Annotated in this window: 18 protein-coding genes, 1 tRNA gene and 2 pseudogenes; 10 read left to right on the top strand and 11 right to left on the bottom strand. The window is 69.7% G+C overall.

What is annotated here, in order from left to right:
- Positions 1-1,089 precede the first annotated feature (1,089 nt).
- From E4P41_RS03890 to E4P41_RS03880, 3 genes and pseudogenes are all read right to left on the bottom strand, one after another.
- Positions 1,090-3,495, bottom strand: coding sequence for a glycoside hydrolase domain-containing protein (locus E4P41_RS03890; protein ID WP_245177096.1), 2,406 nt, complete (start codon positions 3,493-3,495; stop codon positions 1,090-1,092).
- 608 nt (positions 3,496-4,103) lie between these two features.
- A pseudogene (locus E4P41_RS03885) lies at positions 4,104-4,238 on the bottom strand (IS256 family transposase); the annotation flags it as partial.
- An 831-nt stretch (positions 4,239-5,069) separates the two neighbouring features.
- Positions 5,070-5,594: a hypothetical protein gene (locus E4P41_RS03880; protein ID WP_135139564.1), complete on the bottom strand. Its 525-nt coding sequence runs from the start codon at positions 5,592-5,594 to the stop codon at positions 5,070-5,072.
- Between the two features lie 25 nt (positions 5,595-5,619).
- On the opposite strand from E4P41_RS03880, the gene E4P41_RS21905 reads away from it, so the two are divergent.
- On the top strand, positions 5,620-5,760 hold the full coding sequence (locus E4P41_RS21905) for a hypothetical protein (RefSeq protein ID WP_167760913.1): 141 nt from the start codon (positions 5,620-5,622) through the stop codon (positions 5,758-5,760).
- Positions 5,761-6,491: 731 nt separating this feature from the next.
- Here the strand turns inward: E4P41_RS21905 and E4P41_RS03875 are convergent.
- The 5 genes from E4P41_RS03875 to E4P41_RS03855 all read right to left on the bottom strand — a co-directional run bounded on the left by E4P41_RS03875 (position 6,492) and on the right by E4P41_RS03855 (position 10,743).
- Complete coding sequence (locus E4P41_RS03875) at positions 6,492-7,445, bottom strand: ABC transporter permease (protein ID WP_167760912.1); 954 nt, start codon at positions 7,443-7,445, stop codon at positions 6,492-6,494.
- A 175-nt stretch (positions 7,446-7,620) separates the two neighbouring features.
- Positions 7,621-8,259 carry an ATP-binding cassette domain-containing protein gene (locus tag E4P41_RS03870; protein ID WP_167760911.1) on the bottom strand — a complete coding sequence of 213 codons (639 nt, stop codon included), beginning with the start codon at positions 8,257-8,259 and terminating at the stop codon, positions 7,621-7,623.
- Positions 8,260-8,312: 53 nt separating this feature from the next.
- Positions 8,313-9,476 (bottom strand): peptidoglycan-binding domain-containing protein, encoded by a 1,164-nt coding sequence (locus tag E4P41_RS03865; RefSeq protein WP_135139561.1) that lies wholly within the window; start codon positions 9,474-9,476, stop codon positions 8,313-8,315.
- A 341-nt stretch (positions 9,477-9,817) separates the two neighbouring features.
- The gene (locus E4P41_RS03860) at positions 9,818-10,291 is read right to left on the bottom strand and encodes a hypothetical protein (RefSeq protein WP_135139560.1); all 474 of its coding nucleotides are present in this window, start codon (positions 10,289-10,291) and stop codon (positions 9,818-9,820) included.
- 116 nt (positions 10,292-10,407) lie between these two features.
- Positions 10,408-10,743, bottom strand: coding sequence for a hypothetical protein (locus E4P41_RS03855; RefSeq protein WP_135139559.1), 336 nt, complete (start codon positions 10,741-10,743; stop codon positions 10,408-10,410).
- Between the two features lie 812 nt (positions 10,744-11,555).
- On the opposite strand from E4P41_RS03855, the pseudogene E4P41_RS22995 reads away from it, so the two are divergent.
- The 3 genes and pseudogenes from E4P41_RS22995 to E4P41_RS03840 form a co-directional block, all read left to right on the top strand.
- Positions 11,556-11,843, top strand: a pseudogene (locus tag E4P41_RS22995) (transposase); the annotation flags it as partial.
- A gap of 166 nt (positions 11,844-12,009) precedes the next feature.
- A complete protein-coding gene (mobF, locus tag E4P41_RS03845) occupies positions 12,010-15,642 on the top strand; it encodes a MobF family relaxase (protein ID WP_135139558.1) in 3,633 nt (1,210 codons plus the stop codon).
- Between the two features lie 122 nt (positions 15,643-15,764).
- Complete coding sequence (locus E4P41_RS03840) at positions 15,765-16,943, top strand: site-specific integrase (protein WP_135139557.1); 1,179 nt, start codon at positions 15,765-15,767, stop codon at positions 16,941-16,943.
- A gap of 34 nt (positions 16,944-16,977) precedes the next feature.
- Here E4P41_RS03840 and E4P41_RS03835 read toward each other — a convergent pair.
- The 3 genes from E4P41_RS03835 to E4P41_RS03825 form a co-directional block, all read right to left on the bottom strand.
- Positions 16,978-17,052 (bottom strand) — tRNA-Arg (locus E4P41_RS03835).
- A gap of 58 nt (positions 17,053-17,110) precedes the next feature.
- On the bottom strand, positions 17,111-17,782 hold the full coding sequence (locus tag E4P41_RS03830) for a DUF305 domain-containing protein (RefSeq protein WP_135139556.1): 672 nt from the start codon (positions 17,780-17,782) through the stop codon (positions 17,111-17,113).
- Positions 17,779-18,549 (bottom strand): DUF3105 domain-containing protein, encoded by a 771-nt coding sequence (locus E4P41_RS03825; RefSeq protein ID WP_135139555.1) that lies wholly within the window; start codon positions 18,547-18,549, stop codon positions 17,779-17,781. Before E4P41_RS03825 ends, E4P41_RS03830 begins: the two co-directional genes overlap by 4 nt.
- A gap of 223 nt (positions 18,550-18,772) precedes the next feature.
- Here E4P41_RS03825 and argS point away from each other — a divergent pair, with 223 nt between their 5' ends.
- The 6 genes from argS to E4P41_RS03795 form a co-directional block, all read left to right on the top strand.
- A complete protein-coding gene (argS, locus tag E4P41_RS03820; RefSeq protein WP_135139554.1) occupies positions 18,773-20,446 on the top strand; it encodes an arginine--tRNA ligase in 1,674 nt (557 codons plus the stop codon).
- Positions 20,443-21,969, top strand: a complete 1,527-nt coding sequence (lysA, locus tag E4P41_RS03815) for a diaminopimelate decarboxylase (RefSeq protein WP_135139553.1) — start codon at positions 20,443-20,445, stop codon at positions 21,967-21,969. The genes argS and lysA overlap by 4 nt, the downstream gene beginning before the upstream one ends.
- Positions 21,966-23,288: a homoserine dehydrogenase gene (locus E4P41_RS03810; RefSeq protein ID WP_135139552.1), complete on the top strand. Its 1,323-nt coding sequence runs from the start codon at positions 21,966-21,968 to the stop codon at positions 23,286-23,288. Before lysA ends, E4P41_RS03810 begins: the two co-directional genes overlap by 4 nt.
- Complete coding sequence (thrC, locus tag E4P41_RS03805; RefSeq protein WP_135139551.1) at positions 23,285-24,370, top strand: threonine synthase; 1,086 nt, start codon at positions 23,285-23,287, stop codon at positions 24,368-24,370. The genes E4P41_RS03810 and thrC overlap by 4 nt, the downstream gene beginning before the upstream one ends.
- A 128-nt stretch (positions 24,371-24,498) precedes the next feature.
- Positions 24,499-25,416 (top strand): homoserine kinase, encoded by a 918-nt coding sequence (thrB, locus tag E4P41_RS03800; protein ID WP_245177087.1) that lies wholly within the window; start codon positions 24,499-24,501, stop codon positions 25,414-25,416.
- Positions 25,417-25,665: 249 nt separating this feature from the next.
- The coding region (locus E4P41_RS03795; protein ID WP_209307526.1) for a Rho termination factor N-terminal domain-containing protein at positions 25,666-25,959 on the top strand (294 nt) is incomplete at its 3' end.

The following is a 25,959-nucleotide window of genomic DNA, read 5'->3' as shown; positions in this document are numbered from 1 at the left end:
TGCTTCTGGCGCTTCTCCATGGCCTCTGCGGCCCGACGCCGACCAGCTTCAAAAGCGTTGACCGCTCCCGCGCCAGCGCCGGGCGTCTCATTCCAGCCCCTAATCGTAGCTGCCAGGTCCTTGACCTCCCGGGCCCCGGGACCATAGTCGATCTGGAAGTGACTCTCCTTGGGCACGGCTTCATCGCCTCCCCAGCGCACAACGCCTCCGCACTCGGCCAATATGTCACGGACGACAACCAACTCGTTGGCGAAGAGTCCCCCAGCGACGCCGGCCGGATACGACCCTGGGCGGATGGCTATGGCGGTGCCCGATAAGTAGTTCGACTCGTACTCCTGAGCTACGAGACGCTCGGTGCTGTGACCTAAGACGTCACCCTGGCGAAGGGCGTCAATGTCATAGTGGAAGCGTCTGACGACGTGGCATAGTATGATGGCCGCATCTCCCTCAGCAATCGCGACTGAGACGGCATTGGCGCCCTCAATGGTCTGTTGCGATGCCGCGTTGAGGATTGGCCACCCGTTCGCCGAAGTCTGTTTGCGCCAGGGGCTCGGCCCCTTGTCAGCTACGGGCGGTGCGGCGGCCGCTGGCTCAGCGCGAGCCATCAGCAGGGTCGCCGTGCCGACGACGCCTAGGCCTCCCAGAAGAAACTGGCGCCGCGACGCGCTCGACCTGCGGCCTTCGGTAAAGCTCTCACTCAGCACTGTCGGCTCGCTCCCTTGCCACTGCTCGACGGTAGAAGTACAGAGATAGAACGACCAAGACGGTCAACGCCACGATGCCGGGATTAACGTACGGAGGCATCAGGTCATACTCGGCGTTGCATTTGTTCGACAGTGGGAATAGCTGCACCGCCTGGCCCACCTCTGGGTCATACTGCTGCTCGTGTATGAACTCGCACACTTCTTCCTTGTTCCATTGAAGGACGTGAACAAACCCCATAATGATCCACAGTCCCCAGATGGCAACTAGCCATCCGGTGGTCGTGCGCCACGCGCGTGTAGACATCGCGAATGCGAACCCTTCGTTGTCTCTCGCGCACAAGCCGGGCTGAGCGCCGTCCTGCGGATCTTCAGTCGTGCCGACTCGTTAGGCAGACTCTACGTCGACCAAGCGAATAAGCGTGTCGGCAAAGCCCTCCAGGTAGGGATCAAGCTTGTAGGCGGGTAACATTTGAGGCACGAGCGTGTTCGGGCCGGCGGTGTACAACACGGCCCCGTCCCTGATGCCGTCCAGAACAACGTCTATGCCGCCGTCGGTGAGCATGCTCCTCGCCGCGCCGACGCATGTCGCGCGACTGCCACCGAAGCGATCGTTCCAGAACTGGCGGAAGCGCGTCCTGGCGCCATCACCTTTGAGGTGGCGGCGGAGCTCTTCGTTGAACTTGCCGCCGGTCCTTATCTGTGAACCAAGAAGGTGGCCGTCGACGTCTTCGATCATGTCCGGAAAGCTGAACGACGAGTCCACGGTTGGGCGGGCGAGGCGTTCCATGCAGAAGGCATAGCCTGAGGCGTAGGACGCCTCAGCGTTCTGCCACTGCGCGTACAGAGTGGTGAGGTCGCCACCCCACCCGCCGAAGTCGCCGCGGTCGGCCGCGGTGCCCGCCCCCGTGCCTTGCGTGAGGATGACTCGTGCCGTGGCGGCGAGGTGATCGATGTTTACGGAGAAACCGTATGCTGGATCGGTGAAGCTGTGCCGCTTTTGCGGCGCATTGTCCGTGGCCCAGCCCCGCCAGTGGTCTGAAGCGGGTTGGATGAGGATATCCCAACCCTTCTGAATTCCTGTGTAGTTTGGAGACCGCAGCCAGTCCAACACGAGAAGGTTGGTGTCGGATGAAGCATTGGGGTACGCCGCCTGATACCGCACGGCGGCGGCGTAGAGGTCATCGATGTATTGCAGAAACTCGTCCAGCTCGGACGCTTGTCCGTTAATGTCTTCCCGTCCCGCGCCCATGTCGCTGTTCGGCCGCCGAACAGTGCGGTCGAGGTCGAATGCGTCAGATCCGTTCGTGAACTTGAACTCTTTGATCTGATTGAAGCTCCAGTTGCTCGGCAGCGAAAAGCCTAGGTTACCGGAGAAGGCGTAGGACATGCCGGAGACGAACGAGTAGCGGGCGGCGGCTTCGTTGCTTACGCGGGTGCACACGTTGCGCGAGCCGTAAACTCCGGCCACGTAACGTCGTCCCTTCTCTGCAAGGCCTGACTGAACCCCCCGGAAGTAGGGGACAATGTGGCTGGAGATTTGTTCGTCTGTGGCGTCGTAGTCAACGGCGAAGTAGATGACTGTCCCGCGGTTGAAGCCGTACTGCAAGGCCCGCTCGTGAGCCCTGGCTCCGTGCTCTTGCCCCTTGCCATAAAGAAAGTCCGTCAGGTTTCGTCCGTGCATCTGCCAAATCGGGAAGACTCGCAGCCCGCCGGCGAAGATGGCCTCGAGCTCGCCATCCTGGATTTCCTTGTTCAAGGAGCTATCCGGCGGCTCGTCCAGGTAGCGGCCGACTACTTCATACCCGGCTTCCTTCAACGCGACGGCTCGCGACACCGAGATGTGGAAGCGAGTATCGCAGGCATAGACCTCCGTCCGGTCAGCATTACCCATCGACACAAGGAGCTGTGCCCAGGTGTCGTAATCGCCGTATCCGTTGTACACCGCCTGTCCGGTGTCAGGGTCCCGCATCATGCGGCCAGCGCGCGGCAGCGCCGAAAACTCCTGGAAGGCACGCACGAAGGCCTGCAGGGTCGGATCGAAGGTCGATCGCCAGGTCGTCGTGTAGGTGTTGTTATACCCCATCGTGACGGGGCTGTTAAAAACGCAGGCGGCTGAAAAGAGCTGGACGAAAATGCCAGAGTGGCCAGGGTAAACAGACTTTTGTTTTAGCCCTTCTTGCGTGCTCGGCCCGAAGTTGCCATTAACCGAGGCCTCGGGAATGCCGAGCTCGTACTGTATGGCCCTCATGAGCGCCTTTTGGACGTCGCGGGTGTACAGACCGTCGCAGGGGCTGACGAAGAAGGTCGACTTGAGCCAGTAGCGGCCGTTCAGCCACTGCTGGATGGCGCGGATGTCTGCCGTTCCCCCAGAGACCACGACGTAGGCATCCATGGTGAGCAGAGCCTTATATACTTTTGGCTGGAGGGTGCCGTTATCGTAGTCCTGCAGGCCCATGTCGCGCATCATCGAATGAACAGCGAAGCTGGTCCCTGGGCCGAACTGTCCGGTGATGCCACCAGGCGCGTATCCCTTGCAGTAAAAGGCCGACTGTGCGATGCTCACGATGTTGGGCTTTGGGTCGCCGGGACCAACGTTGCCTCTCGCTTGCAGCTTGCTGAGCGTCGTGGGGCCAAAGGAGTCGGACGTTGCGGTGATGCCGAGCTCCAGCTGGAGCGCCCGCGTAAGCGAATACATGGTCGACCAGCCCGTCTTCCCATTCTCCGGGCAGGCAACGTATCCCACACGACCGCTGTAGGTGCGGTTCACCCATTGTTGGGCGGCCAAGACCATCTGATCCAACGCGCAGTCTCCTTCTGGTCTTTTCTCAGGACGCGGGGTGCTCAACCGGCGATGTGGCAGCAGGAGCCGCGAGCGCGTTGAAGATAGCGCTACGTGACACCCTGGAAGCAGAAGGTTAGGGATTTGATTCGCGGCGCGATGTCGCAGGCGCACCATGAGCCTCAGGCGTCACACCCGGCCGTTGTATGCGAGGTCAGGGCTGCCCGCTTCCCCGCAACGTGCCTCCAGCAAGATCTATCCGCTGGTCCTTCGAGGGGCTCCACCGCTGACGGAATCGACCCCCCGGTGCTGCGGGCGCGCCGCGTGCGGGTTCTGTAGGGGGGCGCGACTGGAAGTCGAGTGCCCGCCTCCCGCTGACGAACAACTGACCGCCATGCTCGGCCGGGTGGCCGCGACCTCGCGACACCGACGGCTCGTGGTGGCGCGCGTCGGGTCCTGCCAGTGTCCGGGCTTGCGGGGCGAGCGGTCTGCTTCATGCCCATCTCCAGGCGGTGACGTCCCGCTGGGTGGGGAATGTAGTCCTCACCGTGTTGGTCGGCGGTGGGTGACTATGACGCGATCAGGGCTGCGCGGGTGAGCACCTGGCGCGGCTGAGCCGAGCCGTTGCGCACCACCAGCCGCCGCCCGGCCTCGTCGCGGTCGGCAGCGAACCGGGCGATGTAATCCTCTACTCCGGCCTGCAACGCCTCGATCAGCATCCGCCGGGCGCCCTCCTGCACGATCTGATCGATCAGCGAGCCACCATTGGTAGCGTCGGTCGCGGCGCGCTCGCCGCCGTCACCAGCTCCAGGAACTACGGTGAGCCCGGGTCGTACCTTTCCGACCGGCGTTGCCGCGCCGGCCTTGCTTGAGGGACCTATTTGAGGATGGTCGGGAGGCGACGACCCCCTCCACGCTCTTGCTCATCCACAGGTTTCAAGCATTGCTCGCGACTTGACCTTCAGCGATGTGCAGGTTTCTGCGTAGCTGTGTCGCACTGTGCGCCGGAGCCATACATCACCGCCACCGCTGGAGCGGCGGTCGCGTCCCACCAGTTGGTCGACACGCGGATGTTAGAACTCTGCGACCTGACGGCGTCACGGGGGTTGACGTAAGTCGCGAGCTGCCTACCGTGCATCATCGACCACTGTCGAGCAGGGTGAGCCCGATGCACGCACAGGGGGGCGCCGGATCGAATACGTCAAGGGGTCCTGACCCCGGATCTTGGACACGCTGAATCCAGCATCTGCTGGGGAAGCGAGATGATCCAGGAACCATGGCCAGGAAGAGCTACTCCGAGGAGATCCGGGGATAGGGCCCAAGCTGGGCAGGTATGTCCGCGCGTAGCGGTCGTTGCTGGACGCCTTCACCGAGTCCGGTCGGGTCCTTCACACACCGAGCGCCCGCTGACCGGCCGAGCCTTCTGCGTCGCTCGTTGCTGAGGAATCCACGCCACAGGGACCCAGGACCGCGCTGGTAGCCGGCCGACGCTGTGCGGGTGGCGCTGCCGCTCCAGGTATGCCCGTCGCTTCCTGCACGGGCGTCGATCGCCGCACGGAGGTTGCCGCGCTCTGGGCGGTCGAGAGTCACGAGGGCAGCGGCAGCGTCCAATTCACAGGCGATCCACCGGTCTGCACGCCCACCAGCCGCCATCCGGCAGGACCGGGAACGGAGGTGAACCGCCAGTCCTGGCCTGCGGCGACGCCCACGTCACCGAGGGTCACGTCCATGACAAAGTGACCACCGACCACAAGCGCAGGCTGGGCGCCGGTGCGGTCGACGTGCAGGACCAGCCGCGGACCATTCATGGTGAAGGTGCCGACGTTCAGCTGCAGCGGTGCGCTCGCGTCGCAGCCGCCGCGGACGGCGGCGGAAAGGCGGTGGCCGTTGCCGTCGTCATCGGGCAGCGGCGCCAGTAGCGTCCGCGGATACCCGTCAGGGCGCGCCAGCTCGGCTTCGATCTCGGTAAGGAGCTCCGGCTCGAGCAGACCGCGAAGCGCCGGATCGACCTCTCCGGTCTGCCACAGATGGCAGTCGGCCAGCGCGATGCGGGCGATGCGGGCATCGGCGGCCAACGCTGCCTGTACCGCGTCGGCGCCGAAGGTCGCCACCGCATCCGCGTACCCGGCGTCCACGGTGACTGGCAGCGACTTCTCCGGCGAAGAGGCCGCGGACGGCATCGGCGATGGGCCGCTCGTCGTGGGCGCCGCCGGCGACAATGACGACGCCGTCGACCGCGCGGACGACACCGACGCCTGCGGGCCGGCCTGGGGCTGACTGTTCTCGGTGCAGGCCACGAGACCCAGCACGGCCGCGGCCGACCATCCGCACACAAGCGCCCGACCTCGGACCACCGTCGACCTCCTCCGGTTCACGACGAAACATCATGGTGACGGACACAACGGACGGGAGCTGATCGCCACGCGGGCACCTCACCCCGGGCGCCGGCTGTCAACGGGCTCCTTCCGATTGCCGGGGCAGTCGCAGCCCGCGTCGACATAAGCCGGGCCGCAGCCTTGCAGCGCCCGCGAGCGCCGCGGTCAGATGCCGATGACCGGCTGCGTCCGCACCCCTCTGTGCGACCGAGGTGCTGCGGCGGAGGTCGTTGGCCGATCACCGCATAGCCGCTGATCGGCCGTCCCATCCTCCATAACCGTTGCGCCCACTCGAACGAAGGGAGTCGTTCCGTGAGACTCACTCGTGCGCATGGCGCCGCCGCCCTCTGACCGCGAGCGGTTGCCGGCCCCTTCCGCTGACCGCGGTCACAGGTCTGTGACGGCGAGCAGAGCCGACACTGACCCTGCTGATGCACAGGAGTGAGCACGCGTCGCCGGACAGGCCCAGCGCCGCAGTCATGCCTCAGGCGGTGCCCGCGGTGACCGCCCGTGGCCGCTATCCGGACGTGACTTCCGCGCGCTGCCCGTCATCGAAGCGTTGTGGGGTAGCTCCTGGGAGGCCACCACCCGCGTGAGCCCATCTCCCGTCGGGACAGGCGCGCGCCGTCCGCGCTACTCGACTGCAAGCGCCCGCGTCGGCTCCATCCTCACCGCCACGACAGCAGGAACTAGTGATGCGAAAAGGCAGGTAGTCAATGACAGGCCGATCCCTGCCAGGGCCAGCCCACCGTTGAACAAGAAGGGCCAGTCATTGACGAGACAGACGATACGAAACGTTCCGGTCCCGAGGCCGACTCCTAGACCTCCGCCGACCAGCCCCAAGAGGACGGCCTCGGCGACGATCAGCTTTATGATCGCGAATTGCGAGGCCCCGTGCACCCGCCGCAGGGCGAGCTCGCTACTGCGCTGCCGGACGGCCGCGGTCATGGTTACACCGACTCCGATCAGAGCCGCACCGAACGCCGTGACGCTTCCAACTAACGCCAACCCACTCAAGACCCCGCCTGACTTCTCTCGGGCCTCAACTAGGCCGGGCGGGCGCTCGACGACGAGCGTGGTCGCATCGAACGGATCGACAACGCGACGGATGAGGTCGTTCGTGAGAACGCCCTCCGCTCTAATCCCCAGCGTTTCAGCCGCACCAGCCGAGTCAAGCCTGAGGGCGAAGGTCGGATCGACCATAACGGCGTCGGTCAAGTGTGGGAAGAGCGGATCGTCACCGGCGATGCCCGTCACCCTGACCGCTTGCCCCGAGACATAGATGACGGCGGGCAGGCTATCTACACCAAGCACTTGGGCAGCCACCCTGCCGACGACGGCAAACGGCAAACCCTGCACTGCACGGCGCTCCCCCGTCACCACCTCGCTGATTCGGGGGTTGCCCATGAAAGAAACGCCGGCCACGAGCACGCGCTGGACTCGCGTATCGACTAAGGATGTCGTCACCGTTGCGTTCGTCTCGACGACATAGGTCACCGACGTGACACCCGGCAGGGCAGCAACCCGTTCCAGAGTTCCATCAGCCAGCCGTTGCGGCGCTTGTCCGGGCAAGAGCTGCGGGGTCACGGACCAAGCGTCTGATCCTAGAGCGTCAAGCTCGCTGAGCAATTTGGTAGCGGCGCCCGACGTCAGTGAGGGTACGAGCATGATGGTGCACACAGCAATCAGCAGCATGGCTATACTCGTCGAGCTACTTCTCGGCCGTGCCCTGCAGATTCGTAAAGCCTCGATGAGGGGCCAGTTACTGAACATCTGACACTTCGTGAAGTCGACTGGAGTCGACAATCCAGCGACGGCTTCCGCGGGCAGCCAAGGCAGAATCGTGTGTAACCAAGATGATGGCAGCGTCCAGCCGCATCAACTCGATCACGGAGATAATCTCGGCTCCGGTCGCTCCATCGAGGTTGCCCGTCGGTTCATCTGCCAGTAAGAGACTGGGGCGACGTGCGACAGCACGAGCCAAAGAGACCCGCTGCCGCTCGCCGCCCGAGAGTTCATGCGGACGATGATGGGCGCGCCGCGCCAAACCCACGTGTGTCAACGCCTGCTCGGCCCGCTTGAGCCTCGATGATGAACTGACGTCCTGATAACGCATTCCGAGAAGCACATTGTCGAGCGCTGACATCCAGGCTACAAGCTGCGATGTCTGATAGACGTATCCGATGTCCCCTCGTTGCGCCAGCAAACGGTCCCGCCGTCGCGCGAGGTCACGGCCGTTGATCTCGACTACGCCACGGTCGGGGCGGAGATTTCCGGCGATGAGATTCAACAGAGTGCTCTTCCCCGAACCAGACCGCCCAGTAACGGTGACGTAGTCGCCGCGAGAGACAGCCGCGGTTGCGTCGGAGAGTATCTGGTTCCCCGCCAAAGAGAGGCTCACATCGTTGATTACAAGCGATGCCGATCGCAACGGGCGCTCTCCGGTCCTCGACGTCATGCGGGCACCGCCACTTCCTGACCCGGCCGCAGTCCATCAAGCACGGCCGCATTGGCACTGTCGTGGGCGCCTAAGGACACCGGACAATCGTGCTCGGTTTGTCCGCTGTTCCTGCATCTGACGAAGGTGTCGCCACGCCCATCAACCCGGATAGCGCCAATTGGCACGAGGGTAACGCCGACGGCTAGCCGGCGCCGCTGCTCTACCACGAGCGATGCACCAGGCTGCAGCAGTACACCGTCCGGTAGACCCAGCAGCTGGACCGGGCCGTTGTCTCCCTGCGTCGCAGGTCCCAAGATGGTCAGGGGCACCTCGCTGGACGCATCGCCAGCTACCGGCAGTGCGGCGTAGGTGACGTCTGGCTCCGGCTGCCGATCCAAATCAACGGTCACCACAGCCGCACCTTGAGTCACACTCATGAATTGCGAGTCAGCGATGCTCTGGCCAGGTGAGACATCTGTTGACGCCACCGCCCATGGACCTGGCCCGGGCAGAAAGACAATCTCATCGGCGCGAAAGCCAGCGTAACTGGAGAGGCCGTTGTCCAATCGCCAGGCATTGCAAGCCCTGCCCAGAAGGTCGGAAAAGCGGCCATTGATTGCACCGGAGAAGTACCCGGCTGAGGCCAAGAAGCTCTGCAATTGTCGAATGTCGTTGCCTGGGGCGAGTTGCGCGCTATCTGGCTCAGGAGCGCCCTCGGTCGGCACGTTCCCAGGCTTCGGCGTCGGGTCGGCTTCGGGCGTCGTGACGACCCGCGTGATGTCACGGAAAACTGGCACGTCGCCCGGCAGGACGACGACGGGGTGGTCGTCGACACGAATTGCGACGTCCCCAGGTTCCAGGAGTGACTCCAGTGCAGGAGCGGCGGTCACAGTACCGGTGCCATGAAAGTAGACCGGCGCCCCTGGTGGCCGAGTGACAGTTCCATCGAACGGCCTACTCGTGACGATGTCCCCTGATGTGACGGGCATCCAGTCCGCCTCCGCGACTTGCGCCTCGTGGCTCGTGCGATCGGCTGAGGGGCTGGTCGCGCATGACGCGACAGCGAGCAACACGAACGTGATGACGAGGACGGTGAGCGCGCGCGAGCGACGAACAACTGCCGGCGAGGGCGACTCTTCCTGGAAGCGGTCGTTGATGTGTGACATGGTCCAGGTCATTTCTAGACGGGGCGACTCGGCCGCAACATCTCTCTGACTGACGCGGGCCTGAGGTCTACTTCCTGCGTCCCGAGAGTGCGCGGCCTTCACGGTGGTCGCCACCAGGACGAGGTGGCGGCTTTCTCGGTATGACGCACGACTGCGGCGTGTAGGCGCATGACTGCTGCGTCCGCTGCGCGCCCGCCATGCGTCCTGACCGATAGGAGACCGTAACGCGAAGGGGTGTGGGCGTTTGCTGAGGCCGCTACAGCCTCAGCAAACGCCTGCGTCTTACGCCGGTGCCCGTGCCGAACTACGGGAAGCAATGGACTGCGATGAGGAACGCCCCGCTAGCCACCAGATCACTGGTCGAGCACCTCCTCCGTGCACGAGGACTCGTCGGCGGCGAAGGACGGATCGGCGCGCTCCGCGTCGGGGACGCTGTAGGCAAGCGCACGAGAACCATCGCCGTAGGTGATTGCCGGATCTTCGACGACGGTGGCATGCCAGCCGGCCTCCCTCAGGCATTCCGCGATAGCGCGGATGCCGGAGTTCGATTCCGCCGCGCTGTTCTGTCCGGACGCCTCGGGGCCCACACCCTGACCATTGGCACCGGTGAGACATGCCTGAATCTGGGGGTCGTCGACTGCGTCACCGACTGGGACGATCTCCTGCCCTCCATCGGGCAGGTCGGTAGTGCGGTATGGGATACCGAGTTGGTCTAAGCAGTCGACCACCGGGGAGACGTAGACGTCTGTGGGTTCGGTCGACGATTGCGCCGGTTGCTGCGATTCGCCGCTACATCCCGTGAGTGCGACAAACAGCAGCGCAGTCACGGCAAAACCGCGAGGAGTTGCGTGATTCATTGGCTCACTTATCATCAGCAGGAGCGCTCGTAGAGGAAGGTACCGCGAAGGTCGCCCTTGTTCGTGAACCAGACGGAGTGCACACCCTATGGCGTGGGGTTGGACCACCGACCAGTGTACTCGATGTAGTAGGTGTGGTTGTCGTAATAGACGCTCGTGCCCCCACTGGTCTGCCACCATCCAACGATGGTGGTCAACTGCTGACCCGTGTCTGTTCGCTTGACGCGGTACAGGCGGGCGTCTGAACCTTCGGTCAGTCGCTGCCCCGATCCGAGGTTGTAGGTCAATGCCGAGTTGTTCAGGCATTGCAAGACCCCGTAAGCCGCTTGGGCACTGGGGGTCATGGTGAACAGGAGCCCCAGCGATAGCACAAGGGTGATGAAGGGACGCACGAACGGCGTCTGGCCGATACGACGGACCACGGCATGTCCTCTCCGGGTTTGGCGCTCACTCTTCGCGCACGTCTGTACACTAAGAGTGAGACCCGGGCTCGTCAAGGACTCCCTCAGCGCTGCAGATTTCCTCCGGGACGCGGAGGGCATGTCCCAGACGAGGCGAGTCAACCAGTATGAGCGAGCGACTTGACTGAGTTGGGTTCGGTGTCGCTTTCGGGAACCAAGTCAGCCGCGCGTACGAGGCGAGGGAACGGTGAGCGCCGACGGGGCCAGGTCGTCGCCGCCCGCCTCCACCACGGCCGACCAGGGGGGTGCCCGGGGCCAGCGTTCCTCACAGGCTTCGACCGCCTTCTTCCCGCGGGAGAGCCGATGGGCGGCCGCTACTTGCCCGGCGGCGAGGTCGCCTGAGCCGCGCAAGGCGCAAGCGGCACGCCCTTACAAAGCTTCTAGTCCACCGCGCGGCGACCTGAGGGGAACGTCCGTCCGGTCGTCGACCACGACCCGCAGGCCGCGTCGATTAGGTCGGCGCCGAGCGCGCGCGGCCTCGGCCACGTCCACCCTCACTGCACCATCACCATGACCTGCACGGGCGCTAGCACCGGCGTCAGGCGCAGGCCGTCGTCGTCGTCATGCACCATTGTTCGCCCGCTGACCAACCGCGTGGGCGTGTCCTACGACGTCGTCCAAGCCGTCTCCCGCCCCCCTACGGCCGTCAGGTAGCCCGGCGCCTTCACGCCGGGGCCGCGTAGCCGGAAGTCGATCAAACGAAGGTACTTCTGACCTGCGAGGATGGGGCTTTTTCAGGGTCTGTTCCGCGCTGATCGAGGAGCACCTTCCAGGTGAATCGACGCGCTGCTCGCGCTCAAGCAGCTCACCGACACCGGCGTACGGTCCGACCCCGGCCTGCTGGCCACTCGGCGACAGATGATCGTGTCCGCAGCGCTCATCGGCGCCTCCGCCGCGACCTGCCGCCCGGCGCGGTCGGCCGCCGGCACCGTGCGCTGGCCCGCCGCATCCACCGGTGCATCGAGGACTACCTGCGCTTTGCGATCGACCCGCGGGTGCCGTTTGACAACAACGCCGCCGAACGTGACGTCCGCATGGCCAAGGTTAAGCAGAAGGTCTCCGAAAGACGTCAAGCAGAAGGTCTCCAAAAAGACGGCAGAAGGTCTCCAAGAGACGGCACGCATGCTACCTTCGGAGGTAGGTCGGGTCCTGCTTTGCGGGGCCCATCGCCGCTTCTGGGGGTGACTTGTTGGTCATTGTCGGGTGGCGTTGAAAATGCATGGCGGGATGAAGATCTACGCCGGCGCGCCGGCGGCTGCCCGCCACTACGTGGAGGCTGACCGGGGCCGGGCGGATGACTACTACCTCGCCGAGGGCGCCGGCGTCGCGCGCCGGTTCAGCGTCACCGAGGGGCGGGTGAGTGAGCTGGCGCCGCTGACCGGTGACGCCTATGAGACGTGGGTGGCCGGCTGCGATCCGGGGACCGGCGAGCCGCGGGGGCAGCTGCGCGGTGACGGGCATGCGGTGCGGTTTGTCGAGGTGGTGGTGAACGGGCCGAAGACGTGGTCGCTGGCGGTCGCGCTGCATCCAGACGTCGCGACGGCGTACGACGCGGCTCAGGCTCGGGCGGCCGAGCAGATCATCGGCTGGCTGGGGCAGCACGCCACCACCCGGGTCGGTCCGCGGGGCGGGCAGGTGCAGGTGCCGGTGCAGGTGGCCGAGGCGGTGACGGTGGCGCACTACACGTCGCGGGCCGGGGATCCGCATCGCCATCTGCACCTGCAGATCAACGCCCGGGTGTTCGCGGCCGGGAAATGGCGCGGGCTGCACACCGTCGGTGTCCGCGACTCGCTGGACGCAATCAACGGTATCGGGCACGCCGCGGTCGCCTGCGACCCGCAATCCCGGGCCGTCCTCGCCGCCCACGGGTATGCGTTGAATGACGGCGGGGAGATCCGGCAGCTGGCGGATTTCGTGGGTGCCTTCAGCGCCCGGACCACGCAGATCGCCCGTAACATCGACACCTACGAACGGGAATGGACTGCGGCGCATCCCGGCGAATCCCCCGGCCCGTCGTTGCGCCGCTCCTGGGACGCGCGGGCGTGGGCCGCGGGCCGCCCGGACAAGGTGCTGCCACAGCCGGGGGAGGACCTCACGGCCCGGTGGCGGGCCGAGCTGGCCGCCCTGGGCTACCGCGACCGCGACGTCCCGATCGGCCTGACCCCCACCCCGGTCGGCAGCCTGAACCGGGAGCAGCTGGTGGGCCGGGTGCTGGCCCGGCTGGGCGCCGCCCGCTCGGCGTGGAACGCCGCCGACGTCCGGGGCGAGGTCGAACAGCTGATCGCCGCCGCCGGCATCGTCACCGACCCGGCGGTGCGCAACGAGCTCGCCGAAGACCTCACCGCCCGAACCCTGTCCCGCTGCCAGCCGCTGCTGGAGCGCCACAGTCCTGCCGGCGGGGTGCCAGAGCACATCCGGGCCTGGACATCGAGCCCGGTGCTCGCCGTCGAGGCCGACCTCACCGCCCGCCTCGCCTCCCGCGCCACCGAACGCCCGGCCGGTTTCCCTGACAACAACCCGACGCCGCCCGTGGCGGTGGGTGACAGCCGGTTGGACCCGGGGCAGGCGGCGGCGGTCGCCGCGCTCGCCGGCCAGCGGGCCCTGGTCGTGGTCGTGGGTGCGGCCGGCGCCGGCAAGACCACCACCCTGGCCGCCACCAGGCAAGCGCTCGCCGAGCAGGGCCGCCGGCTGGTGGTGGTGACCCCGACCCTGAAGGCGGCCCAGGTCGCCGCCGCGGAGGTCGGCGCGGTCGCCGGTTCGGCGGCCCGGCTGGCCTTCGAATACGGCTGGCGCTGGAATGATGACGGCGGGTGGACCCGCCTCGCCGTCGGCCACGCCGACCCGGTCACCGGGCGGGCGTATGCCGGACCCGCTGAGGGGGCGCGGCTGCGGGCCCGCGATCTCCTCGTCGTGGACGAGGCGGGCATGCTGGACCAGGACACCGCCCGGGCCCTGCTGACGGTCGCCGACGAGTGCCAGGTGCACCTCGCCCTGCTCGGGGACCGGCATCAGCTCGCGGCGGTCGGCCGCGGCGGCGTCCTCGACCTCGCCGCGGCCCAGGTCGACCCGGCCGAGCACCTGACCCTGGTCGGGGTGCACCGCTTCACCCGCACCGACGCCACCGGCCACACGACACCGGACACCGACTACGCCGAGCTGACCCTGACGATGCGCGCCGGCGAGAACCCCGGGGCGGTGTTCGACGCGCTGCTGGCCCGCGGGCAGATCCGGCTGCACACCGACCCCGAGGCGCTGCGGGAGACGCTCGCCGCCGCGGCCGACGGCTACACCGCGGGCGAGCGCGTGGCCGTGGTGGTCGCCACACGCGAGCAGGCCGCCGCCCTCAACGCCGCCATCCGCGACCGCCTGGTCACCGAAGGCCGGGTCGACGACCAGCGCGTCGCCATCGCCGGGGCCGGGGAGCGGATCGGCGTCGGCGATCGGATCGCCACCCGCCGCAACGACCGCCACCTCGAGGTGGCCAACCGCGACGTGTGGACGGTCACCGCTGTCGACCGGAACGGCGGGCTGGTCGTCATCCCCAACGGCGCGCCGCATGTCACCCTCGCCGTCACCCCGGCCCGGGGAGGGGAGCGGGTGCTGCCCGCCGACTACGTCACCGCGCACGTCGAACTGGCCTACGCCACCACCGCGCACGGCGTGCAAGGCGACACGGTGACCGCCGCGCACCTGGTGGTCGGCGAGGACACCGGCGCGGCCGCGGCCTACGTCGGGATGACCCGCGGCAGGGAGGCCAACACCGCCCACCTCGTGGCGACCGATCCCGCCGAGGCGCGGGAGCAGTGGCTCGCCGTCTTCGCCCGCGACCGCGCCGACCTCGGCCCGGCGCACGCCGCACAATTGGCAGCCGCCGAGGCCGCCCGTTACGCCACACCGCAGCCGCTGGAGCAGGTGCTCGCCGACCTACACGCGGCGTGGATGGCCGAGCAGCGCTGCCTGGATCGGCTCGCCCACGACGTGCCTCGCCGGGACGCGCTGCGCGAGATCGTCGCGCTCGAGTCCGCCCACGCCGACCGGGCCGACGCGCTGGAAGCCCGGTACGAGCAGACCGGGATTGCGGCCCGCCGCGCCACGGCGCGCGCCGACGCCAGCGGCGCGGACGTCACCGCCGAGACCGACCGTATCCGCGACACGCTGCTCGGCAGCTGGGACACCGGGCGGAACGCCGTCCGTGACGTCGCGCAGGTCGTGCTCGACGGTCCCGGCCGGCTCCGGCTTCGGCGGGCGACGGTGCACCGGGCCGGCGAGCAGCTGGTCGACTGGGCGGACGCCTGGCGGCCCTACCTGCCCGCGATGCCCACCGACCCGCAGCAGATCGCGCGCCTGGCCGACCGGTCCGACGACCGACCGCGGCTCTTGACGGCCTTCGACTCCTACGCCCGCCACCACGCCGAACGCGCCCACCCCGAACACGCCCAGCTGCGCGCGGTCGCAGCCGCCGCCCAGGAGACCCACCGGCACGCCGGAGCCGCGGTGGCCCACGCCCGCCGACAGCACGAGGACCGGCTCGCCCGCTTCGGGCGCCTCGCCTGGACCCCCGACCCGGCGGAGCGACTGGCCGACACCGACCGGGACATCGCCGCCACCGAGACAGAACTGGCCGCCGTCCGCGCCCGCATCACCTGCCTGACGGCCGAGCCGGCTCTCCTCGCCCAACCGGCCGACCAGCTCGCCAGAGAACGTGACCGCTGGCGTGCCCGCCACGACCCCGCGCCCGCCGCCACCCGGACACCCGCCCACCGGTCGGCGCCATCTCAGCCGGGCGTCCGGCCGCCGCGCCCCGAGGACATCCGACTGCTCGCTCGACATCCCGACCCGGGCCTGGGGATTTCCCGGTGAATCCCCAGGAAGACGGCAGCCGGGAGACAAGGCCCATGCGCGGTGTCAGCGTTCGGGTCAACAGACGAGCCCGAGACGGCGCTGGTCACGGGCCAACTTCACGATCAGGGAGGCGATGAGCGGTGGCGTCGATCGCCAGGCGGCCCGATGGCACATACCGGCCGCGGTACCGGGACGAGAACGGCAAGGAGCACGCCCGCCACTTCAAGCGCAAGGTCGACGCCCAGCGGTGGCTGAACTCCGTCACGGCCGCCATGGAGACCGGGAACTACGTCGACCCTCGCGCGGGCAAGATCAAGGTGGGCGCGTGGGCGGAGAAGTGGTTCGAGGGTCAGGCCCAGCTCAAGCCCACGACGCGGTCGCGGTACCGAAGCATCCTCGACAGGCACGTCCTGCCCCATTGGTCCGCCTACCAGTTGGTGGCTGTGTCGCACGCCGACGTCCAGGCCTGGGTGGCGCAGCAGCACGCGGAGGGTGTTGCCCCCGCGACCGTCCGCAAGCACTTCCGAGTCCTCAGCCTCATCCTCGATCTCGCCGTGCGTGACGGACGGCTTTCCCGGAACCCGTGCCAGAAGGTCAACCTGCCCCGAGTCCAACAGGCTCGGCGGCGGTACCTCACACACGCACAGGTCCACCGCCTCGCGGACGCGACATGTTCTCTCCGGGCTGGCACCCGCCTCCCGCACCGCGAGCGAGAGATCATGGCCTCCTACCGCGTCGTCGTGCTCGTCCTCGCGTACTGCGGGCTGCGCTGGGGCGAGTTGGCAGCCCTCAAGGTGAAGCGGGTCGACCTTCGCCGACGCCGGATCGAGATCGCCGAATCGGTCGTCGAGGTCGACGGACTGCTGACCTGGGGCGCGCCCAAGGGGTACGAGCGCCGATCGGTTCCGATCCCGGCCTTCATCGCCGAGGACCTGCGCGAACAGCTGGCAGGCCGGGAACCTGAGGATCTCGTCTTCACTGGCCTGCGGGCCGGGGGAGTGCTGCGCAACCGTGTGTTCCGCAGAGCGGGCTTCGACCGGGCCGCCCAGGCGCTGGGACTGGAGGGACTCGTGCCGCACGAGCTCCGGCACACGGCCGCCAGCCTGGCCGTGTCATCCGGTGCCAACGTGAAGGCGGTGCAACGGATGCTGGGGCACGCCTCGGCCGCCATGACGTTGGACACCTACGCCGACCTTTTCGACGAGGACCTCGACGCAGTAGCGGAGCGCTTGGACCTCGCTGCGCGGACGGTCCGCGAACGTTCTGCGGACTATTTGCGGACTCCGGACCTGTTCACGCTTGATCCAGCGTCGAACTGATCACCCCAACGGCCGACTGACCAGCGGCTTCTTGTGGTGCCCCCGGCAGGATTCGAACCTGCGCACCCGCCTCCGGAGGGCGGTGCTCTATCCCCTGAGCTACGGGGGCTCTGCGATGGGGCGTGGACGAACCTACCAGCCCCGCCGCGCGGCCCGGACGACGGCTCTCAGGGGGCCGGCAGGGGCGTGCCGCCGCGGGCGGCCAGCATCCGCGTCATCGTCGTGGTCTCGGCGGTCTGGGTCTCGGCGATCGTCCCGGCCAGGTTCGCGACGGCCGGCACGGCCGCGTGCTCGGCGGTGTACTCGGCCATCTCCCGGCCGCCCTGGTGGTGGCGGATCATCAGCCGCAGGAACTGGACGTCGAACTCGGTGCCCGAGAGGCCGCGCAGCTCGGCCAGCTCCTCCTCGGTGGCCATCCCCGGCATCAGCCCGTCCGCCGTCGCGGCCATGTCGTGCCCCCCGTGCCCGGCATCGGCGCCCATCCAGGCCATGGTCTGCCCGCCGGTCGGGGGGAGGCCCCACAGTGCCAGCCAGCCCTGCAGGCGGCCGACCTGGTTGTTCTGGGTCTCGGCGATGTCGAACGCCAGCTGGCGCACCTCCGGGTCGGTGCTGCGCTCGGGCACGAGGTTGGCCATCTCCACGCCCTGCAGGTGATGCTGGGACATGTCGCGGGCGAACCCGGCGGCCACCGACTCCGCGGTCGGCGCCGGTTCTCCGCGCCCGATGCCGAGGGCCACCGCGGCGCCGCCGCCGAGCAGGACCAGCCCGACGGCGATGACCGCCAGCAGGACCACCCGCAGGGGGCTGCGGGCGGAGGAGGGAGGGCCGGCGGGCGTCACGGCGCCCCGGTCCCGGCGTCGGCGTCCGGCATGGTCGGGACGTCGGCCGTGGCGGCGCGGCTGCCGTCGTCCACGGTGAGCGGGTCGCTGATGAACTGCGGGTTCTCGCAACTGGCGCCGGGCTCCGGGAAGAACTCCTGGTTGTAGGTCAGGAAGTCGGCGAACTGCACGATCCGCGGGTCGTCGGCGGAGTCCACCTTCAACTGGTGGTTCCACGACTGCAGGCTGATGGGAGAGTCCTGCCCGGGGTTCGGGGAGAGCATCCGGCCGGACTCGTTCGCGACGTCGGCCAGCGTGGCCACGCCGTCCTCGGAGACCGCCTCGGGGTCGTAGGTGATCCAGACCGCGCCGTGCTCGAGGCTGTGGACGGCGTTCTCCTGCCGGATCGGGACCTCGTAGACGGTGCCGGTGCAGTCGGCCCACTCGCCGTCGTGCGGCCCGCCCACCGGTGGGGACTGCTCGTACTCCACCGGCGTGGTGACGTGGTCCTGCCCGGCGGCGTACTCGAAGACCTGGACGCCGCCGATCTCCTCCACCGAGTCGACCCGACCGGCCTCGGCCTCGTTGACCTGGACCACCGCGTAGGTGATGACTGCGGCGGCGAACAGCACCACGACGACCGCGGCGGCGATCAGACCCCACGGCCGCTGCTGGGCGACCACGTTCGCCACCGGCGGGCGGGTGCGGCCGCCCCTGCCGCCGGACGCACCCGGCCGGCTGGCCCCGCCACGTGCGCGGCCGTCCTCGGGCTTGCGGTCCTTGGCCACGGCCTCTCCTCGGTGCTCGTTCCTGGGTGCTCGGTGTCCGTGCTCGTCCTGGCCGGCCGCGTGCGTGCGGGACCGGCCGGGGCGCGCGGCGATTCCCGCGCGGCCGTCCGGTCTCCGAGTCTAGGTCCGCAAGCTGGACGGACTCTGGGAGCGCGAGCCGGGGCGCCGCTGGAAGTGGGGAAGCCCGCACCGGAGGAGGAGTCGGCGTCAGTACGCTCGTGCGGTGACACCCGAGCAGCTGCGCGACGTCGTCCGGACCGCCGTGGCCGCCGCCGTCGAGCGCGGCGTGCTGGCCGTGCCGGTCCCCGACGACGTCGTCGTCGAGCGCCCGAAGAACCTTGAGCACGGGGACTACGCCACGAACGTCGCGCTGCGCCTGGCCAAGCCCGCCGGGCAGCCGCCGCGCGCGGTCGCGGAGGTGCTCGCCGACGAACTGCGCGCGCACCCCGGCATCGCGTCGGTCGACGTCGCCGGGCCCGGCTTCCTCAACATCACCCTCGCCCAGGGCGCACTCGGCCGGATCGCGGTCGACACGGTCACCGCCGGCCCGGCCTACGGGCGCACCGACACCCTCGCCGGGCAGCGGCTCAACCTCGAGTTCGTCTCCGCCAACCCGACCGGCCCGGTGCACATCGGCGGGACCCGGTGGGCCGCCGTCGGCGACGCCCTCGGCCGTCTCCTCGAGGCCAGCGGCGCTTCCGTCACCCGGGAGTACTACTTCAACGACGCCGGCGCGCAGATCGACCGGTTCGCCCGCAGCCTGATGGCCGCGGCCGGCGGCCGTCCGGTCCCCGACGACGGCTACGCCGGCGCCTACATCGGGGAGATCGCCGGTCAGGTCGTGGCCGCCGAGCCCGGCGTCCTGGACCTGCCCGAGGAGCAACAGCAGGAGCGGTTCCGCGAGCGCGGCGTCGAGCTGATGTTCGCCGAGATCAAGCGGACCCTCGCGGCCTTCGGCGTCGAGTTCGACGTCTACTTCAGCGAGCGCACGCTGCACGAGACCGGGGCGCTGGAGAAGGCGATTGCGCGGCTGCGCGAGAACGGCCACGTGTACGAGGCCGACGGCGCCGTCTGGCTGCGGACGACGGACTTCGGCGACGACAAGGACCGGCCGCTGGTCAAGAGCGACGGCGAGCCGACCTACTTCGCCGCCGACTGCGCCTACTACCTGGACAAGCGCAACCGCGGCTTCGACAAGGTCGTGATCATGCTCGGCGCCGACCACGCCGGCTACGTCGGCCGGTACCGGGCGCTGGTGGCGGCGGTCGGCGACGACCCCGAGGCCAACCTGGAGATCCTGCTCGGCCAGCTGGTCAACCTGGTGCGCGACGGAGGCCCGGTGCGGATGAGCAAGCGGGCCGGCACCGTCGTGCTGCTCGAGGACCTCATGGAGGCCGTCGGCGCCGACGCGGCGCGGTACGCCCTCGCCCGGGCCTCGGTCGACCAGCAGATCGACCTCGACCTCGACCTGTGGAGCCGGCGGACCAACGACAACCCGGTGTTCTACGTCCAGTACGCGCACGCCCGGATCTCCTCGGTGCTGCGCAACGCCGCCGACCTGGGCGTGGCCACGAGCCTCGACCCGCCCACCCCGGGGGACGTCGACCCAGCACGGCTCACCCACGAGCGGGAGAACGTGCTGCTGCGCGCGATCGGCGAGTTCCCGCGGGTCCTGACGTCGGCCGCGGAGCTGCGCGCCCCGCACCGGGTGGCCCGCTACCTCGAGGAGCTGGCCGGCACCTACCACCGGTTCTACGACACCTGCCGGGTGCTGCCGCGCGGCGACGAGGAGGCGACCGCCCTGAACGTCGCCCGGCTGTGGCTGTGCGCGGCGACCGCCGTGGTGCTGCACAACGGCCTCGGCGTGCTCGGCGTGAGCGCTCCGGAGCGGATGTGAGGGCGCACCCGGCCGGGCCGCTGCACTCGAGCATCACGCCGCCGCCGGCGGCCGGTGCGCCGCCGGCCGACCTCGGTGCCCTCGACCCGCACGTCTGGCCGCGGTCGGCGACGCGTCTGGACGGCGAGCTGCACCTGGCCGGCCGGCCGGTCACCGAGCTGGCCCGCGAGCACGGGACCCCGCTGTTCGTCCTGGACGAGGCCGACTTCCGCGCTCGGGCCGCCGACTTCGCCGTCGCCTTCGCGGGTGCCGACGTCCACTACGCCTCCAAGGCGTTCCTCTGCGGCCAGGTGGCCCGCTGGATCGCCGAGGACGGCCTGCACCTGGACGCCTGCTCGGGCAACGAGCTGGCCCTGGCCCTGGCCGCCGGATTCCCGGCCGGGCGGATCGCGCTGCACGGCAACAACAAGTCGGTCGTGGAGCTGCGGCTGGCCGTCGAGGCCGGCATCGGCCACGTCGTCCTTGACTCGTTCGACGAGATCGACCGGCTGGTCCCGCTGGCCGCCGCCCGCGTCGCCGCCGGCGGCGCGCCGGTGCCGGTGCTCGTCCGCACGACGGTCGGTATCGAGGCGCACACCCACGAGTTCATCGCCACCGCCCACGAGGACCAGAAGTTCGGGTTCTCACTGGCCACCGGCGATGCGCTGGCCGCCGCCCGCCGGGTCGTCGCCGAGCCCGCGCTGCGGCTGACCGGCCTGCACAGCCACATCGGCTCCCAGATCTTCGACACCGCCGGGTTCGAGGCGGCCGCGCACCGCGTCGTGGCCCTGCTCGGCGAGGTGCGCGATGCGACGGGAGAGGTGCTGCCCGAGCTCAACCTCGGTGGCGGCTTTGGCATCGCCTACCTGCCCGACGACGACCCGGTCAGCCCGGCCGACCTGGCGGTGAGGCTGCGCGCGGTCGTGGCCCGCGAGTGCGCCGAGCTGGGGCTGCCGGTGCCGCGGCTGGCCGTCGAGCCCGGCCGGGCGATCGCCGGCCCCGGCACGGTCACCCTCTACGAGGTCGGCACCGTCAAGCCGGTGCAGCTGGGCGCCAGCGGCGCGCCCGGCACGCCGCTGGTGCGCAACTACGTCTCGGTCGACGGCGGGATGAGCGACAACATCCGCACCGCGCTCTACGACGCCTCCTACACCTGCGTGCTGGCCGACCGGGTCTCCGACGCACCACCGGCGCTGTGCCGCGTCGTCGGCAAGCACTGCGAGAGCGGCGACGTCCTGGTCCGCGACCTGTGGCTGCCGTCGGACGTGCAGCCCGGCGACCTGCTCGCCCTCGCCGCGACCGGCGCCTACTGCTGGTCGATGGCGAGCAACTACAACTACCTGCTCAAGCCGCCGGTGGTCGCCGTGCGGGACGGCGTGGCCACCGAGATCGTCCGCCGTCAGACACTGTCCGACGTGTTCGCTCTCGACGCCGTCCTCTGCGACGTGCCCGCGCCCTCGCCGGCGATCGATCAGCCCGCCCCGGAACACCCTGCGGGTGCCCGGTCGACCGGTGTGCCGGTCGGGGCGGAGGTGCGGTCGTGACCCGGCCGCTGAAGGTCGCGCTGCTCGGCTGCGGCACCGTCGGGACCGCGGTGCTGCGGCTGCTCGACGAGCAGGCCGCCGACCTCACCGCTCGCATCGGCCGGCCGGTCGAGGTGGCCGGTGTCGCGGTCCGCCGTCCCGACCGGCACCCCGACGTGCCGGCGCACCTGCTGACCACCGACGCGCACGGGCTGGTGACCCGGCCCGACGTCGACCTCGTCGTCGAGGTCATCGGCGGCATCGAGCCGGTGCGCTCGCTGATGCTGGCCGCCTTCGAGGCGGGCAAGTCGGTGGTCAGTGCGAACAAGGCGCTGCTGGCCGACGACGGCGGCGAGCTGCACGCGGCCGCGGCCAAGGCCGGCGTGGACCTCTACTACGAGGCCGCCGTCGCCGGGGCCATCCCGCTGCTGCGCCCGCTGCGCGAGTCGCTCGCCGGCGACCAGTTGCGCCGCGTGGTCGGCATCGTCAACGGGACCACGAACTACATCCTCTCCCGCATGGCCGAGACCGGGCACGGCTTCACCGAGGCCCTGGCCGAGGCGACCGAACTCGGCTACGCCGAGGCCGACCCGACCGCCGACGTCGACGGCTTCGACGCCGCGGCCAAGGCGGCGATCCTCGCCTCGCTGGCCTTCCACACGTCGGTGACCGCGTCGGACGTGTACCGCGAGGGCATCTCCGCGGTCACCTCGACCGACGTCGCACGCGCGGCGGAGATCGACTGCACGGTCAAGCTGCTGGCGATCTGCGAGCGGGTCGGGCGGGTGGGAGACGGCGCTGCCGGCGACGGCGATGGTGACGGCGACTCGGTCGCCGTCCGCGTGCACCCGGCGATGATCCCGACGGCGCACCCGCTGGCCGCCGTCGGCGGGGCGTTCAACGCCGTCTTCGTCGAGGCCGAGGCCGCCGGCCAGCTGATGTTCTACGGCCAGGGTGCCGGGGGCGAGCCGACCGCCAGCGCCGTTCTCGGCGACCTGGTCGCCGTCGCACGCAACCGGGTCGCCGGCACCGCCGGTCCCGGCGTCACCACCTACGCGGGCCTGCCCGCGCGGCCGATCGCCGAGACCCCGACCCGGTACCACGTCAGCCTCGACGTGGCCGACAAGCCGGGCGTGCTCGCGACGGTGGCGCAGGAGTTCGCCCGGCACGGGGTCAGCATCGCGACCGTCCGCCAGGACGGGCACGGGGACGCCGCGACCCTGGTCATCGTGACCCACAGCGCCCCGGACGCCGCACTGTCGGCGACGGTGGCCGCACTCCGGGAGATGCCCGCCGTCCGCGGCGTCACCAGCATCCTGCGTGTGGAGGGACTGTCATGACGACGCAGCTGCCCGTCCGGGGGACCGTCTCCCCGCTGTGGCCGGGCCTCATCGAGGCCTACCGCTCGCGCCTCCCGGTCAGTGACAGCACCCCGGTGGTCACCCTGCAGGAGGGCGCGACCCCACTGGTGCCGGCGGCCGAGCTCTCCCGGCGCACCGGCTGCGAGGTGTACCTCAAGGTCGAGGGCGCCAACCCGACCGGCTCCTTCAAGGACCGCGGGATGACGATGGCCATCACCAAGGCCCGCGAGGAGGGCGCCCAGGCCGTCATCTGCGCCTCCACCGGCAACACCAGCGCCAGCGCCGCCGCGTACGCCGCGCGCGCCGGGCTGGTCTGCGCCGTCCTCGTCCCGCAGGGCAAGATCGCGCTCGGCAAGCTCGCCCAGGCGCTGGTGCACGGCGCCAAGCTGCTGCAGGTCGACGGCAACTTCGACGACTGCCTGGCGCTGGCCAGCAAACTGGCGATCGACTACCCGGTCAGCCTCGTCAACAGCGTGAACCAGTACCGGATCGAGGGGCAGAAGACCGCATCCTTCGAGATCGTCGACGTCCTCGGTGACGCGCCGGACATCCACTGCCTGCCGGTCGGCAACGCCGGCAACATCACCGCCTACTGGCAGGGCTACCGGGAGTACGCCGCCGACGGCACGGCCTCGCGGACGCCGCGGATGTGGGGGTTCCAGGCCGCGGGCGCCGCCCCGATCGTCACCGGGCAGGTCGTGGAGCAGCCGCAGACGATCGCCACCGCCATCCGGATCGGCAACCCGGCGTCCTGGACCAAGGCGCTGGCCGCCCGCGACGAGTCCGGCGGGCGGATCGAGGCCGTCACCGACCGGGCCATCCTCGCCGCCTACCGGCTGCTGGCCCGCACCGAGGCGGTCTTCGTGGAACCCGCGTCGGCGGCGTCGGTCGCCGGACTGCTGCAGATGGCCGAGGCCGGCCAGCTCGAGCGCGGGCAGCGGGTCGTCTGCACGGTGACCGGCAACGGCCTCAAGGACCCGGAGTGGGCCATCTCCGGCGCGCCGGCTCCGGTGACCGTGCCGGTCGACGCGGCGGCCGCCGCCATGCAGCTGGGCCTGTGAAAGGACCACCAGAAGGACCCCGTCCTCCCCACCGCTCGGAGAAGGACCCCGTCCTCCCCACCCCTCGCACGCTCGGGGCGGGACCCGGGACGAGGCCGGGGACCCCGGACGCGGCCGGGCCGGTGCGGGTGCGCGTCCCCGCGACCAGCGCCAACATCGGTCCGGCGTTCGACGGCGCCGGCCTCGCGCTGGCGCGCTACGACGTCCTCGAGTTCAGCACCGCCGCGAGCGGGCTGGAGGTCGCGATGACCGGTGAAGGCGCGCGCAGCCTGCCCGCGGACGAGCGGCACCTCGTCGTCCGCGCCTTCCGCGCCGCCTGCGACGAGCTCGGCTGGCACCCGCCCGGGCTGCGGGTGGTCGCCGAGAACGGCATCCCGCAGGGGAGGGGCATGGGTTCGTCGGCCGCCGCGGTCGTCGCCGGCGTCATCGGGGCGTGGGAGCTGTGCCCCGACGTCGAAGCCCGCGACGACGAGGCGGTGCTCCGGCTGGTCACCGAGCTGGAGGGCCACCCCGACAACGTCGCGGCCTGCCTGCTCGGCGGGGCGACCCTGTCGTGGGTGCAGGACGGCGGTGCTCGGGCGGTCCGCCTCGAGGCGCACCCCGACGTCCTGCCGGTGCTGCTGGTGCCGGTCGCGGAGCTGTCCACGCACGTGGCCCGCGGGTTGCTTCCCGAGCTCGTGCCGCACGCCGATGCCGCCTTCAACGCCGGCCGCTCGGCCCTGCTGGTCCACGCGCTGACCTCCGCGCCCGGCCTGCTGCTCGAGGCCACCGAGGACCGGCTGCACCAGCGGCAGCGCGCGGCGGCGATGCCGGGCTCGGCGGAGCTGCTCGTGCGGCTGCGCGCCGCGGGCCACGCCGCCGTGGTCTCCGGCGCCGGGCCGAGCCTCCTGGTGCTCGCCCGCCGCTCGCCTGACGACTCGGCGGCAGCCGCGCAGGTGCGCAGGGTGACCGATCTCACCCCTCCGGGGTGGACCGTGCTGCCCCTCGGGGTGGATTCCATCGGGGCAGACGCGCAGGTGGGACCGCCTGAGGTATCGTCTCGATAACGAGGAACACACCGGTACTCACCAGTGTTGTCGTGGCCGTGAGCCGGCACTAGGCTCACGGCGTAGCCGCCCAGTCGGGCGAGCCTCGCGCGGGGCGTTGCAGACGATCTGATGTCCGTCGCCGCAGGAACCGCTCCGCACCCACTGGATCCCGTTCTTCTCTCGTGTCCGCTCAAGGACAGGGCGGGGGAGGGGCCGGGTCACCCCCTGCGCTGGTAGGCGCAGGTCTCCGCAGGGAAGGACCTGTACGTGAGCGAGACCACCGACCTCGTCACCGCGCCACAGGGCGCGAGCACCGACGAGGCACCTGCCGCTTCTGGGACGACGGGCCGCACCCGTCGCCGCGGCAGCGGGCTCTCCGGCATGCTGCTGCCCGAGTTGCAGCGGCTGGCCGCCGAGCTCGGCATCTCCGGCACCGGCCGGATGCGCAAGGGCGACCTCGTCGCCGCCATCTCCGCCCGCCAGGCGGGCAGCGAGGGCGCCGCGAGCGCGCCCGCCGGCGCGGCTCCCACCGCCATCCCGGCGGCCCGCGAGGCCGAGGCC

Source organism: Geodermatophilus sp. DF01-2 (assembly GCF_004571065.1).
Classification (GTDB): domain Bacteria; phylum Actinomycetota; class Actinomycetes; order Mycobacteriales; family Geodermatophilaceae; genus Geodermatophilus.
Note: the sequence above shows the minus strand (reverse complement) of the source record. Positions and strands in the feature narration are given on the sequence as shown.

What these genes read in the sequence shown, in the direction of transcription:
- E4P41_RS03890 (WP_245177096.1), bottom strand. Translation starts at nt 3,495, where the DNA reads ATGGTCTTGGCCGCCCAACAATGGGTGAACCGCACCTACAGCGGTCGT.
- E4P41_RS03865 (WP_135139561.1), bottom strand. Translation starts at nt 9,476, where the DNA reads ATGACCTGGACCATGTCACACATCAACGACCGCTTCCAGGAAGAGTCG.
- mobF (WP_135139558.1), top strand. Translation starts at nt 12,010, where the DNA reads ATGAAGATCTACGCCGGCGCGCCGGCGGCTGCCCGCCACTACGTGGAG.
- thrC (WP_135139551.1), top strand. Translation starts at nt 23,285, where the DNA reads ATGACGACGCAGCTGCCCGTCCGGGGGACCGTCTCCCCGCTGTGGCCG.